This window comes from Arthrobacter sp. L77 (assembly GCF_000816565.1).
Lineage (GTDB): Bacteria > Actinomycetota > Actinomycetes > Actinomycetales > Micrococcaceae > Arthrobacter_D > Arthrobacter_D antioxidans.
Genome location: NZ_JWSU01000007.1, coordinates 12,782 through 25,677, shown reverse-complemented (window position 1 = coordinate 25,677; position 12,896 = coordinate 12,782). Strand labels below are relative to the sequence as shown.

Annotated in this window: 13 protein-coding genes; 11 read left to right on the top strand and 2 right to left on the bottom strand. The window is 70.6% G+C overall.

Going from position 1 to position 12,896, the window contains the following annotated elements:
- From RY94_RS14685 to dnaE, 8 genes are all read left to right on the top strand, one after another.
- The gene (locus RY94_RS14685) at positions 1 to 750 is read left to right on the top strand and encodes a polyphenol oxidase family protein (protein ID WP_052274440.1); all 750 of its coding nucleotides are present in this window, start codon (positions 1 to 3) and stop codon (positions 748 to 750) included.
- The gene (locus RY94_RS14680; RefSeq protein ID WP_043447075.1) at positions 747 to 1,505 is read left to right on the top strand and encodes a YggS family pyridoxal phosphate-dependent enzyme; all 759 of its coding nucleotides are present in this window, start codon (positions 747 to 749) and stop codon (positions 1,503 to 1,505) included. Before RY94_RS14685 ends, RY94_RS14680 begins: the two co-directional genes overlap by 4 nt.
- 93 nt (positions 1,506 to 1,598) lie before the next feature.
- Positions 1,599 to 2,120: a cell division protein SepF gene (locus RY94_RS14675; RefSeq protein WP_043446971.1), complete on the top strand. Its 522-nt coding sequence runs from the start codon at positions 1,599 to 1,601 to the stop codon at positions 2,118 to 2,120.
- A gap of 57 nt (positions 2,121 to 2,177) precedes the next feature.
- Complete coding sequence (locus RY94_RS14670) at positions 2,178 to 2,468, top strand: YggT family protein (RefSeq protein WP_043446969.1); 291 nt, start codon at positions 2,178 to 2,180, stop codon at positions 2,466 to 2,468.
- Positions 2,469 to 2,615: 147 nt separating this feature from the next.
- Positions 2,616 to 3,260, top strand: a complete 645-nt coding sequence (locus tag RY94_RS14665) for a DivIVA domain-containing protein (protein ID WP_043446966.1) — start codon at positions 2,616 to 2,618, stop codon at positions 3,258 to 3,260.
- Between the two features lie 301 nt (positions 3,261 to 3,561).
- Positions 3,562 to 4,065, top strand: a complete 504-nt coding sequence (gene lspA, locus RY94_RS18475; RefSeq protein ID WP_231554561.1) for a signal peptidase II — start codon at positions 3,562 to 3,564, stop codon at positions 4,063 to 4,065.
- Entirely contained in the window at positions 4,055 to 4,990 is a 936-nt protein-coding gene (locus RY94_RS14655; RefSeq protein WP_043446963.1) for an RluA family pseudouridine synthase, read from the top strand. The genes lspA and RY94_RS14655 overlap by 11 nt, the downstream gene beginning before the upstream one ends.
- A gap of 70 nt (positions 4,991 to 5,060) precedes the next feature.
- Positions 5,061 to 8,600: a DNA polymerase III subunit alpha gene (dnaE, locus tag RY94_RS14650; RefSeq protein WP_043446961.1), complete on the top strand. Its 3,540-nt coding sequence runs from the start codon at positions 5,061 to 5,063 to the stop codon at positions 8,598 to 8,600.
- Positions 8,601 to 8,638: 38 nt separating this feature from the next.
- Here the strand turns inward: dnaE and RY94_RS14645 are convergent, their stop codons facing one another.
- Positions 8,639 to 9,169, bottom strand: a complete 531-nt coding sequence (locus RY94_RS14645; RefSeq protein ID WP_082046403.1) for a flavin reductase family protein — start codon at positions 9,167 to 9,169, stop codon at positions 8,639 to 8,641.
- Positions 9,170 to 9,256: 87 nt separating this feature from the next.
- Here RY94_RS14645 and RY94_RS14640 point away from each other — a divergent pair, with 87 nt between their 5' ends.
- From RY94_RS14640 to nrdR, 3 genes are all read left to right on the top strand, one after another.
- Entirely contained in the window at positions 9,257 to 9,784 is a 528-nt protein-coding gene (locus RY94_RS14640) for a hypothetical protein (RefSeq protein WP_052274437.1), read from the top strand.
- 76 nt (positions 9,785 to 9,860) lie between these two features.
- Positions 9,861 to 11,225: a histidinol dehydrogenase gene (gene hisD, locus RY94_RS14635; RefSeq protein WP_043446958.1), complete on the top strand. Its 1,365-nt coding sequence runs from the start codon at positions 9,861 to 9,863 to the stop codon at positions 11,223 to 11,225.
- Positions 11,226 to 11,354: 129 nt separating this feature from the next.
- Entirely contained in the window at positions 11,355 to 11,855 is a 501-nt protein-coding gene (gene nrdR, locus RY94_RS14630; RefSeq protein ID WP_043446956.1) for a transcriptional regulator NrdR, read from the top strand.
- A 174-nt stretch (positions 11,856 to 12,029) separates the two neighbouring features.
- Here the strand turns inward: nrdR and ppgK are convergent, their stop codons facing one another.
- Positions 12,030 to 12,842, bottom strand: a complete 813-nt coding sequence (gene ppgK / locus RY94_RS14625) for a polyphosphate--glucose phosphotransferase (RefSeq protein ID WP_043446954.1) — start codon at positions 12,840 to 12,842, stop codon at positions 12,030 to 12,032.
- Between the last annotated feature and the right edge of the window lie 54 nt (positions 12,843 to 12,896).

Sequence of the window (12,896 nt, the reverse complement as noted above, 5' to 3'; positions counted from 1 at the left end):
ATGGACACAGGCGGCGTGCCCGGACGGACCTCCGCGTTCCACTGGAACGCGGAGGTCCGCCCGGGGCTCAGGGTCGCGTTCACGGCGGTGGGTGCGGGCAACCTCGCCCTCCACGTGGGTGCCGAGCCCGATGCCGTCCGCGGCAACCGCCGTCGGCTGGAGTCGGCGATGGGCGTGCCCGGCGGAACCCTGCGGTTCATGAGCCAGACCCATTCGGACCGCGTGGCCGTCGTCGACCGGACCGCCCGGCACGCGCCCGACGCCGATGGCATGGTGTCGCCGGACGGCAGCGAGCCGCTCGCCGTCCTCGTCGCCGACTGCGTCCCGATCGTCCTGGCGGACGCCCCGGTCGCCGACGGCGGGACCGGGGCCACGGCGGTGGTGCACGCCGGGCGCGCGGGCGTGGGCAACGGGATCGTCGAGCACGCGGTCAGGACGCTCCGCCGCCACGGCGCGCGCGACGTCGCGGCGTGGATCGGCCCGTCCGTCTGCGGGTCCTGCTACGAGGTGCCCGGGGACATGATGGAGGCCATGGCCCGCGTCCTCCCCGACGCCGCCTCCCGGACGCGTCGGGGGACGCCGGCGCTCGACCTGCCGGCGGCCGTGACGGTGCAGCTCGCGCGGACCGGCGCCCGGGTGGAGCCTTTGGTCGGCAGCGGCATCTGCTGCACCGTCGAGAACCCGGATCTGTACTCCCACCGGCGGGAGCCCGGCGCGGGGCGCCTCGCGGGCCTCGTGTGGCGGACGTGAGCCCGCACGGGAGCCCGGACCCAGCCCGTGCGCGCGAGCTCGAGGAACGCCTGCGGGCCGTCCGGACGCGCATCTCGTCCGCGGCGCTGTCGGCCGGACGCGACGAACCGGCGCTGGTCGTCGTCACCAAGTACTTCCCGGCCTCCGATGTGCGGATCCTCGCCGCGCTGGGCGTCACCGACGTCGGCGAGAACCGCGACCAGGAGGCGGCGGCGAAGGCGGCCGAACTCCAGGACCTGGACCTGGCCTGGCACTTCATCGGACAGCTGCAGACCAACAAGGCCAGATCGGTGGTCCGCTACGCCCACAGCGTGCATTCCGTGGACCGCCTGCCGCTCATCACGGCCCTCGGCAAAGCGGTCGCGGCGGAGCAGGGGCGGCGGGCTGCGGCGGGGACGGGTGCCCGCGAGGACCTCCACTGCTTCCTCCAGTTCACGCTTGACGCCGGAGCCGGCCCTGCGTCGGCGGGCAGGGGAGGGGCCCTTCCCGGCGATGCGGCGCACCTGGCCGAGGCCTGCGCCGCGACGGAGGGTCTGCGGCTCGCGGGTGTGATGGCCGTGGCGCCCCTGGGCGCCGACCCGGCCGGGGCGTTCGAACGGCTCCTCCGCATCTCGGCCGACGTCCGCGCCGTCGACCCGGCCGCCTCGGCCGTCTCGGCGGGGATGAGCGCGGACCTCGAGGAAGCCGTCGCCGCCGGGGCGACACACCTCAGGATCGGATCTGATGTTCTCGGTCCGCGTCCGGCCGTGAGGTAGCGTCGTGCTAGAACGGCGGTACGACGGGCACCGTGTTGGTGGCCTGTGGCACGACCCCGAACCCACCGATCCACTTTCAGGACAGGAGTCACCATGGCTGGCGCACTGCGCAAGACGATGATCTACCTTGGGCTCGCCGATGGTGATGAGCACTACGAGCCCGAAACGAAAAGCGCGCAGAGCAGGAACGAGGACTACACGGTGGATTACGATCGCGACGAGCGTCACCTCGAGCCGGCCCCGGCCGCGGTCCGCGTGGCCCCCGCCGAGGAGTACCGGGCCCCGGTCACGCCGATCAAGCGTGCGCCGTCGTCCCGCGAGGATTCCGGCGCCCTGCGCCAGATCACCACGATCCACCCGCGCTCGTACAACGACGCGAAGCTCATCGGCGAGAGCTTCCGCGACGGCATCCCCGTGATCATGAACGTCACCGACATGGGCGAGGCCGACGCCAAGCGCCTCGTCGACTTCTCGGCGGGCCTCGTCTTCGGCCTCCACGGCAGCATCGAGAGGGTCACCAATAAGGTGTTCCTGCTCTCGCCGTCGTATATTGAAGTACTCGGCGAGGACCTGAAGGCAAGCGAAGGACAAACCAGCTTCTTCAACCAGAGCTGAGCTGCGGCCCTCCGGTCGCGCAAGACCCTCCAAGGCCCGAAGGACTGAAACTGCTCTGTGAGTCTGGTATTCGCCCTGATCTACCTGGTACTGATGCTGTTCCAGCTCGCGCTGATCCTGCGCATCATCTATGACGCCGTCCAGGGATTCGCCCGGGACTGGCGTCCGCAGAAGTCGGCGCTGGTGCTGGCATCGGGCATCTACTCGGTGACGGATCCGCCCATCAAGGCCCTGCGCCGCCTCATACCGCCCCTGCGCCTCGGCGGGGTCCAGCTGGATCTCGCGTTCCTCGCCCTGTTCGTCCTGGTGCTGATCCTGATGTCCGTGTCCGCAGGGCTCGCGCGCTAGCGTCCGGGCCCGTTTCGGCAATGACGCCGGGGAAGATATACGCTGAAGCACAGATCGACGTGAGTCCAGCGGTTCATGTCCACAATCCGGTACCGCAGCCACGACCGCCAGCCGGCGGGCCGGCTTCTATCAGTATGAGGTGACCACATGGCCTTGACGCCAGAAGACGTTCTTAACAAGAGGTTCCAGCCGACGAAGTTCCGTGAGGGCTACGACCAGGACGAGGTGGACGACTTCCTCGACGAGGTCGTCGTCGAACTCCGCCGCCTGGCCTCCGAGAACGACGACCTGCGCCGCAGGCTCGGGGAGGATTCCCCGGAGGCCTCGAAGACCACCGCGATCCCCGCGCCGGTCGCGGCGAGCCCGCAGACTGCGACGGCGACGGACGGGGAGGCCGAGTCCCAGGCCACGCAGGCCGACGACGAGACCAGTCCCGCCGCGATCCCGGCCGGAGCGGCTGCCGCGGCCTCCGTCACCTCGACCGACGCCGCCGCCGGTGTCCTCGCCATGGCCCAGCGCCTGCACGACGAGTACGTCAACGCGGGCGTCGAGCAGCGCGACAGGATCATCGCCGAGGCGCAGCTCGAGGCCACCGGCCTCGTCGACGACGCCGAGGAGAAGAGCCGCAAGACCCTCGGCGATCTCGAGGAGCAGAAGACGGTCCTCGAGAGCACGGTCGAGCAGCTCCGTGGCTTCGAGCGCGACTACCGCGCACGCCTGAAGGCCTACATCGAGGGGCAGCTCCGCGACCTCGATGCCCGCGACTCCCTCGCGACCGAGTCCACCTCCTAGCAGGACGTCCTGGCCCGACCCGCGTCGGGGCAGCAGCGGAAGGGCCGGTTGCCGGGGCACGACCCCGGGGACCGGCCCTTCCCGCGTCAGGGCCGCCGGGACCCGACCCGTGGCCCCACCGACGGCTCCGGGCGCACGACGACAGACCACACAGCGCCGACCCCTTGGATGGACCGTGAACGAGCACCAGCCCGCCGACACCACCCCCGATCCCGACGGCGACCCGTCGGCAGCAGCGGACAGCACCCCGGCGGACGGGCACGGACCCGCGCGCCGCATCCCGGCCCGTTACGGGCTCCTGATGCTCGCGTGCTCCCTCGCCGTCTACGTGGCCGACCAGCTCACCAAGTGGTGGGTCGTGTCCACGATGACCGAGGGGCAGATCACGCCGGTCCTCCCGCCCCTGCTCAGCTGGCGCTTCTTCCGCAACCCGGGCGCCGCGTTCTCGATCGGCACGGACTACACGTGGGTCTTCACGATCATCATGGTCGTCGTCTCCACCGCCCTCATCCTGCAGGTGACGAAGGTCGCCTCCCGCGGGTGGTCCGTGGCGCTCGGACTCGTCCTCGGGGGTGCCCTCGGCAACCTGACGGACCGCCTCCTGCGGGAGCCCTCGTTCGGCCAGGGCCATGTGGTGGACTTCATCGCCCTGCCGAACTTCGCCATCTTCAACATCGCCGACTCGGCGGTCGTCAGCGGCGTGGTGCTCATCTGCATCCTGACCCTGCGAGGCGTCGGCCTGGACGGTCGCCGCGACAACGAGCCGACCGGCCCGACACCGGACCGTGACGATCATGGCCGGTGACCGCCGGGAGCTCACCGTTCCCGAGGCCGAGGCCGGGAACCGGGCCGATGCCGCCCTCGCCCGCCTGCTGGACGCCTCGCGTTCCGCCGTCGCTCAGTGGTGCGCGGACGGGCGCGTCCTCCGCGGGGGTGCGCCGGTGGCGAAGTCGGACCGCGTCCACGCCGGCGAGCGCATCGACGTCGACCTGCCGGATCCCGAGGACCGGCACCGCGTCGTCCCCGAGGCGGTGGACGGCATGGGCATCCTGCTCGACGACGAGGACTTCGTGGTCGTGGACAAGCCCGTCGGCGTCGCAGCCCACCCGTCGCCGGGCTGGGTGGGCCCCACCGTCGTCGGGGCCCTCGCCGCGGCCGGCTACCGCATCTCGACCTCGGGCGCCCCGGAGCGCGTGGGGATCGTCCACCGGCTCGACGTCGGTACCTCGGGTGCGATGGTCGTCGCCAAGACCGAACCCGCCTACACGGCCCTGAAGCGTGCCTTCAAGGAGCGCACGGTGGACAAGGTGTACCACGCCGTGGTGCAGGGGCTGCCGGAGCCGCTCAAGGGCACCATCGACGCGCCGATCGGGCGCCATCCGCACCACGAGTGGCGGTTCGCGGTCATGGAGGGCGGCCGCGACTCCGTGACGCACTACGAGGTGCTCGAGGCCTTCGGCCGGGCGAGCCTCGTCGAGGTCCACCTCGAGACCGGCCGGACCCACCAGATCCGCGTCCACTTCTCCGCCCTCCGCCATCCCTGCGCGGGAGACCTCACCTACGGCGCGGACCCCCGGCTCGCGGCCGAGCTCGGCCTCACCCGGCAGTGGCTCCACGCCCACCGCCTGGGCTTCGCGCATCCGCGCACGGGTGAACCGGTCACGGCGACGAGCCCGTACCCGGTGGATCTCGCGTACGCCCTGATGGCACTGTCCGACGGCCTGGTCTGACACGCCGGGGCGGCCCCGGGCGACACGCCCCGGGGCCCGTCACGGGGCCGGGGAGCACTAGACTCGGGGGGTGGCTACTCCTGCATCAACAGATTCGTTCGTCCACCTCCACAACCACACCGAGTACTCGATGCTCGACGGCGCCGCCCGGCTGACGGACCTCTTCGCCCATACCGAGGAACTCGGGATGAAGGCCCTCGCGACCACCGACCACGGGTTCGTGTTCGGTGCCTTCGACTTCTGGAGCAAGGCCACCAGCGCGGGCATCAAGCCCATCATCGGCGTGGAGGCCTACCTCACCCCGGGCACCGCCCGGAACGACCGCACCCGCGTGCAGTGGGGCGGCGGCGGGCGCGACGACGTCTCCGGTGCCGGCGCGTACACCCACATGACGCTGTGGTCCGAGACCACCCAGGGCATGCACAACCTCTTCCGGATGTCCTCGCTCGCCTCCCTCGAGGGCTATCTCTACAAGCCCCGCATGGACCGCGACCTGCTGCAGACGTACGGGAAGGGCCTGATCGCGACGACGGGCTGCCCGTCCGGCGAGGTCCAGACCAAGCTCCGGCTCGGCCTGTACGACGAGGCGCGGCAGGCGGCGTCCGACTTCCGGGACATCTTCGGGGCGGAGAACTACTTCTGCGAGCTGATGGACCACGGGCTCGACATCGAGCGGAACGTCAAGGCGGACCTGATCCGGCTCGCGAAGGACCTGGGGCTGCCGCTCGTGGCCACCAACGACCTGCACTACACGCACGCGGAGGACTCCAAGGCCCACGCGGCCCTGCTGTGCGTCCAGTCGGGGTCCACCCTCGCGGACCCCAAGCGCTTCAAGTTCGACGCCGACGAGTTCTACCTGAAGTCGCCCGCCGAGATGCGCGCGATCTTCCGCGACTACCCGGAGGCCTGCGACAACACCCTGCTCATCGCCGAGCGGTGCGACGTCGAGTTCAACACCAAGGCCAACTACATGCCCCGGTTCCCCGTACCGGAGGGCGAGAACGAGCAGTCCTGGTTCGTCAAGGAGGTCGAGACCGGCCTGCAGTACCGCTACCCGGCGGGCGTGCCCGACGACGTCCGCAAGCAGGCGGAGTTCGAGGTCGGCGTCATCACGCAGATGGGCTTCCCCGGCTACTTCCTCGTGGTCGCGGACTTCATCAACTGGGCGAAGAACAACGGGATCCGGGTGGGGCCCGGCCGCGGCTCGGGTGCGGGGTCCATGGTGGCGTACGCGATGCGCATCACCGACCTCGACCCCCTGAAGCACGGCCTGATCTTCGAGCGCTTCCTCAACCCCGAACGCGTCTCCATGCCCGACTTCGACGTCGACTTCGATGACCGGCGCCGCGCCGAGGTCATCCGGTACGTGACCGAGAAGTACGGCGACGAGCGCGTGGCCATGATCGTCACCTACGGCACCATCAAGGCCAAGCAGGCGCTCAAGGACTCCTCCCGCGTGATGGGATACCCGTTCTCCACGGGGGAGCGGCTCACCAAGGCCATGCCGCCGGACGTCATGGGCAAGGGCCTCGCCCTGGCCGACGTGCACAACAAGCAGGCCAAGCGCTACTCCGAGGCGGAGGAGCTGCGCGAGCTCCTGAAGACCGACGCCGACTCCGAGAAGGTGTTCGAGACGGCCCTCGGCCTCGAGGGGCTGAAGCGCCAGTGGGGCGTGCACGCCGCCGGCGTCATCATGTCCTCCGACCCGCTGATCGACATCATCCCGATCATGCGCCGTGAGCAGGACGGCCAGATCATCACGCAGTTCGACTACCCCACGTGCGAGGGCCTCGGGCTGATCAAGATGGACTTCCTCGGCCTGAGGAACCTGACGATCATCACGGACGCCGTCGAGAACATCAAGGCCAACAAGGGCGCGGACCTCGTCCTGGAGGACCTCGAGCTCGACGACAAGGAGTCCTACGAACTCCTGGCCCGCGGCGACACGCTGGGTGTCTTCCAGCTCGACGGTGGTCCCATGCGGTCGCTGCTGAAGCTCATGCGCCCCGACAACTTCGAGGACATCTCCGCCGTCCTGGCGCTGTACCGGCCGGGTCCGATGGGCGTGAACTCGCACACGAACTACGCCCTGCGCAAGAACGGCCTGCAGGAGATCGAGCCGATCCACCCCGAGCTCGAGGGTCCGCTCGAGGAGATCCTCGGCGGCACGTACGGCCTCATCGTGTACCAGGAGCAGGTGATGAGCGCCGCCCAGAAGCTGGCGAACTTCACGCTCGGCCAGGCGGACATGCTCCGCCGCGCGATGGGCAAGAAGAAGAAGTCGGAGCTGGACAAGCAGCAGGCCGACTTCTTCGCCGGCATGAAGGCCAACGGCTACTCGCAGGCCGCGATGGACAAGCTGTGGATCGTCCTCGAATCCTTCTCCGACTACGCGTTCAACAAGGCGCACACCGCGGCGTACGGCCTCGTGTCCTACTGGACCGCGTACCTGAAGGCGCACTTCCCCGCCGAGTACATGGCGGCCCTGCTCACGAGCGTCGGCGACGACAAGGACAAGCTGGCGATCTACCTCAACGAGTGCCGCCGCATGGGCATCACCGTCCTGCCGCCCGACGTCAACGAGTCCAGCGTGAACTTCACCCCGGTCGGGAAGGACATCCGCTTCGGCATGGGCGCCATCCGCAACGTCGGCGCGAACGTCGTCGGCGCGATGGTGGGGGCGCGGGAGGAGAAGGGGGCGTTCACCTCCTTCAGCGACTTCCTGCAGAAGGTGCCCGCCGTCGTGTGCAACAAGCGCACCATCGAATCCCTCATCAAGGCCGGCGCCTTCGACTCGCTCCGGCATCCGCGGCGGGCCCTGGCGATGATCCACGAGGAGGCCGTGGACTCGGTGATCGTCCTCAAGCGCAACGAGGCGGCCAACCAGTTCGATCTCTTCAGCGCGTTCGACGACGCCGGGGGCGCCGTGGGGGGCCTGTCCGTGGAGGTGCCGGACCTGCCCGAGTGGGACAAGAAGGACAAGCTGTCCTTCGAACGCGACATGCTCGGCCTGTACGTCTCGGACCACCCCCTGCAGGGACTGGAGGGCATCCTCAGCCAGCATGCCGACTCCTCCATCCCGTCCATCATCAGCGAGGAGGGCCCGGCGGACGGTGCGATCGTCACCATCGCCGGCATGATCACCTCGCTCCAGCGCCGGATCGCCAAGAACAGCGGCAACGCCTACGCGCGGGCCGAGGTGGAGGACCTGGCCGGGTCCATGGAGGTCATGTTCTTCGGGCAGGTCTACGGGCCCATCTCGGCGGTCCTCGCGGAGGACCTGATCGTCGTCGTGCGGGGGCGCCTGCAGCGTCGCGACGACGGCGCGGTGATGCTCAACGCGCAGGAGCTCACGGTGCCGGACCTCAGCGAGGGGCACTCCGGGCCCGTGGTGATCTCCATGCTGCAGCACAAGGCGACGGAGACCGCGGTCACGGCGCTCGGCGACGTGCTCAGGACGCACCCCGGGACCAGCGAGGTGCTGATCCGGCTCAACGGGTCACGCAAGGTCGAGGTCATGAAGCTGGGCGTGGACCTGCGCGTCAACCCGACGCCGGGCCTCTTCGGGGACCTCAAGATCCTGTTCGGGCCGGCCTGCCTCGACGCCTGACCGGCAGGTCCCGAACGGGCCCGGCCCGGGGACGAACGTCAGATGACGTAGTCGGTGGCCGTCGGCGTGCCGTAGCTGCCGCCGTGGTACAGCAGGGGGGCGCCGTCGGGGCCGATGGTCCCGGCGACCACCTCCGCGACGACCACGGCGTTGTTCTCGAAGGACAGGCGCATGCTGATGCGCCCCACGAGCCAGCCGGCGACGTCCCGGAGGATCGGGACACCCTCCGGTCCCGGCTCCCAGTGGTCGCCCGTGAACCGGTCCTTCGTGCGCGCGAAGCGGTTCGCCAGGCCCTCGTTCTCGGTGCTGAGCATGTGGACGCCCACGAAGTTCGTGTTCGCGACCGCCGGCCACGAGGACGAGGACCGCGCCATGTTGAACGTGAAGCGCGGCGGTTCGGCGGACAGCGACGCCACGGACGTCGCCGTGAACCCGTAGGGGACACCGTCGTAGGTGGCGGTGATGATGGCCACGCCGGCGGCGTGACGGCGGAAGACCTCGCGGAAGGACTCCGCGTGCGCGCCGGGCATCGAGGTCACGACCGGCGCTGCGGTACCTGGGTTGCTCATTGGGTTCCTCCGAAGGGCTCGGGACGTGGGACACCCCAACCCTAGGCGCGCACCCCGGACGCGGAGCGGTTTGTTAATGTAGAAGTCATGCGCGCCAGCCAGGAGTCGGACACCGGACCCAGCAACTACCCGCCTCCCGTGTACTCCGTGGCCGAGGACCGGCGGACGGTGCCACCGGCGGGTGTGTACTGGTGGCTCGGGTCCACGATCCTCCTGGGTGCCGTCCTGGGGGTCGCCTGGTGGCTGCTCGCTCCCACCGGGCGCCTGTTCGGCGACCCGTCCTCCGCCGACCAGTGGCTGCTCCGGGACCTCACGCTCGCGGGCCTCGGACTTGCCGCCGGGATCGCCGTGGGTACCGTGGTGGCCCTGCGGCTCACGCTGCCCGCCCCGGTGTCGCGCATCCTGGCCGCCGTCGGCGGGTCGGTCCTCGGCTCCCTCCTGGCCCTCGGCGTCGGGGAGGGCCTCGCCTACCTGTTCGGACCCCACGGGCAGGACGGACGGCCCGGCTCCGACTTCCTGCTGCACTCCTACGGTGCCTTGGCCATCTGGCCCGCCGTCGCCGCCGTCATCGTCTTCGTCACGGCCCTCGTCGGCCTCGCACGCCGCCGGACCTGACGGCGGGCCCGCCGCCGGCGCACCGGCAGCCGTCCGCGGGTGAACCCGCGGGCGGCGCTCCCGATAGACTCTCAGGGTGAATCCACCGTCCAGCACCTCCCCGACCGTCGGCTTCCGCACCATCGACCTGCGGGGCCGGACCCTGTCGCCCGGCGACCTGAAGCGCGCGATGCCCCGTGCCGCCGCGGACGCCCGCTCCTCGGAAGCCGCCGTGCAGGCCATCATCGACGACGTCCGCGCCCGCGGCGTCGAGACCCTCCGCGACCTCGCCCTGCGCTTCGACGGCGTCGAGCAGGACCACCCCCGGGTGCCGGCCGACGTCATCGACGCCGCCCTCGCGGGCCTGGACGACGGCGTCCGGGCCGCGCTCGAGGAGGCCATCCGGCGGGCGCGTATCTTCGCCCGGGCCCAGGTGCCGGACGACGTGGAGGTGCAGGTCGCTCCCGGGGCCCACCTGACGCACCGGTGGATCCCCGTGGACCGCGTGGGCCTCTACGTGCCCGGCGGGCTCGCCGTCTACCCGTCCTCCGTGGTCATGAACGTGGTGCCCGCCCAGGCCGCCGGCGTCGGGTCCATCGCCCTCGCCTCGCCCCCGCAGAAGGAGTTCGGCGGCTGGCCGCACCCCGTGATCCTCGCCGCCGCCGCCATGCTCGGCGTCACGGAGGTGTACGCGATGGGCGGCGCCCAGGCCGTCGCGGCCCTCGCCTACGGGATCCGCGACGACGCCGGGACCGGCCGGGACATCGATCCCGTGGACGTCATCACGGGGCCCGGCAACGTGTTCGTGGCGACGGCAAAACGGCTGGTCCGCGGGCAGGTGGGCATCGACTCGGAAGCCGGCACCACCGAGATCGCCGTCCTCGCCGACGCGACGGCCGACCCCGACCTCGTCGCCGGGGACCTCGTGAGCCAGGCGGAACACGACCCGCAGGCCGCGTCCGTCCTCGTGACGGACTCGGAGGAGCTCGCGGCCGCCGTCGTCGGTGCGCTCGAGGTGCGTGCCGCCCGGACGCGGCACGCCGACCGGGTCCGCACCGCCCTGTCCGGGCCGCAGTCCGGCGTGATCCTGGTCGACGACGTCGAGCACGGCATCGCCGTGTGCGACGCCTACGCGGCCGAGCACCTCGAGATCCAGACCGCGGACGCGGCAGCCGTGGCCGGGCGCATCCGCAACGCCGGCGCCGTCTTCATCGGCGCCTACAGCCCGGTCAGCCTCGGGGACTACTGCGCGGGGTCCAACCACGTGCTGCCCACCGGCGGGACGGCCGCGTTCGCCTCCGGGCTCAACGTGACGACGTTCCTGCGGGCCGTCCAGCTCGTCCACTACGACCGCGAGGCGCTGCGCGGGGTCGCCTCCTCGATCCTCGCCCTGTCCGAGGCGGAGAACCTCCCCGCGCACGGGGAGGCCGTCGCGGCGCGTTTCGAGGCCGACGCGACCTGACCCGCCGCCGCACCCGTTCCGGCGGATGGCCACTACATCTGGTAATTACAGTGTTGTTGTTTCACTACATGTAGTCCTAAACTGGTCACGGCACGTTGTTCGGACGGGCCACGGAGCGGGAGGGGTGCCATGTACTGTCCGTACTGCCGCAACGCCGACTCCCGCGTCGTCGACAGCCGCCTCGCGGATGACGGATCGGCGATCCGACGCCGTCGCCAGTGCCCCCAGTGCGGCCGCCGCTTCAGCACCGTGGAGACCACGACCCTCAGCGTCATCAAGCGCTCCGGGGCGGGCGAGGCGTTCAGCCGGTCCAAGATCATCAACGGTGTCCGCAAGGCCTGCCAGGGCCGCCCGGTGACGGAGGACGACCTCGCCCTCCTGGCGCAGGAGGTCGAGGAGAACGTCCGGGCCAGTGGCGTCGCGGAGATCGACGCGCACGAGGTGGGGCTCGCCATCCTCGAGCCGCTGCGCAAGCTCGACCAGATCGCCTACCTGCGGTTCGCCAGCGTGTACCAGGGCTTCGAGTCCCTCGAGGATTTCGAGGAGGCCATCGGGACCCTGCGACGACAGGACGAGGACAACGGGCAGCGCGTCCCCACCGGGATGCAGCGGCCCTTGACGGCGCACTAGCGCCCTACAAGACCCCGGTGGTGGCTGCGGAGGGGAAGCCGACGCCACCACCGGTTCCACCTCCCGTCGCCGAGGCGCAGGAGTCGACGGTCTCCGGAGGACAGAAGCCCGGTGCGGATGTGATCCGTACCGGGCTTCTGCGTACCGTGGTCCTCGCGGTGGTCCTCGCGGTGGTCAGCCCTTCGAGCCGGAGAGCAGGGCGGCCTGCAGCGCTCCGCCGACGATCCCGGCCTGGTTCTTCAGCTGCGCCGGGATGATCGGGGTGCGCAGGTCCAGCGACGGCAGGTACTCGCTGCTCCGCTTCGAGATCCCACCGCCCACGATGAACAGCTCGGGGGAGAAGAGGAACTCCACGTGCGAGAAGTAGCGCTGGAGGCGGACGGCGTACTCGTCCCAGCCGATGCCTTCCCGCTCGCGGGCGACGGCGGACGCCTTCGTCTCCGCGTCGTGCCCGTCGATCTCGAGGTGGCCGAGCTCGGCGTTCGGCACCAGCTTGCCGTCGAAGATGAACGCCGAGCCGATGCCCGTGCCCAGGGTGATCACGAGGACCGTGCCCATCCTGCCCTTGCCGGCCCCGTAGCGGACCTCGGCGAGGCCGGCGGCGTCGGCGTCGTTGATCACGTGGACGTCCCGCCCGAGGACCTTGCTGAACAGGCCGTCGACGTCGGTGTCGACCCAGCTCTTGTCCACGTTCGCCGCGGACCGGGCGATGCCGTGCTGGATGATGGCCGGGAAGGTGACCCCGACCGGGACGTCGGCCGCAGGGCCTTCGGGTCGGGAGGAGAGCTCCGCGACGATCTGGGCCACCACCTCGGCGACGGCCTCCGGCGTCGAGGGCTTCGGCGTCGGGATCCGGTAGCGTTCGCCGACGATCACACCCTTCTCGAGGTCGACGATGCCGCCCTTGATGCCCGTGCCGCCGATGTCCACGCCGATGACCGTGGCGGGGAGCTTCTTCGATTTCTTCTTGTCGGTGTCCTTGGCCATGGCTCTCTCTCGGCGGGTGGGGTGGGGCGTCGTCCGGCGCGGGCCGGACATGGT

Coding starts and splice junctions, on each gene's coding strand:
- RY94_RS14685 (WP_052274440.1), top strand. CDS start 1: ATGGACACAGGCGGCGTGCCCGGACGGACCTCCGCGTTCCACTGGAAC.
- RY94_RS14675 (WP_043446971.1), top strand. CDS start 1,599: ATGGCTGGCGCACTGCGCAAGACGATGATCTACCTTGGGCTCGCCGAT.
- RY94_RS14665 (WP_043446966.1), top strand. CDS start 2,616: ATGGCCTTGACGCCAGAAGACGTTCTTAACAAGAGGTTCCAGCCGACG.
- lspA (WP_231554561.1), top strand. CDS start 3,562: ATGCTCGCGTGCTCCCTCGCCGTCTACGTGGCCGACCAGCTCACCAAG.
- RY94_RS14655 (WP_043446963.1), top strand. CDS start 4,055: ATGGCCGGTGACCGCCGGGAGCTCACCGTTCCCGAGGCCGAGGCCGGG.
- RY94_RS14645 (WP_082046403.1), bottom strand. CDS start 9,169: ATGAGCAACCCAGGTACCGCAGCGCCGGTCGTGACCTCGATGCCCGGC.
- RY94_RS14640 (WP_052274437.1), top strand. CDS start 9,257: ATGCGCGCCAGCCAGGAGTCGGACACCGGACCCAGCAACTACCCGCCT.
- nrdR (WP_043446956.1), top strand. CDS start 11,355: ATGTACTGTCCGTACTGCCGCAACGCCGACTCCCGCGTCGTCGACAGC.
- ppgK (WP_043446954.1), bottom strand. CDS start 12,842: ATGGCCAAGGACACCGACAAGAAGAAATCGAAGAAGCTCCCCGCCACG.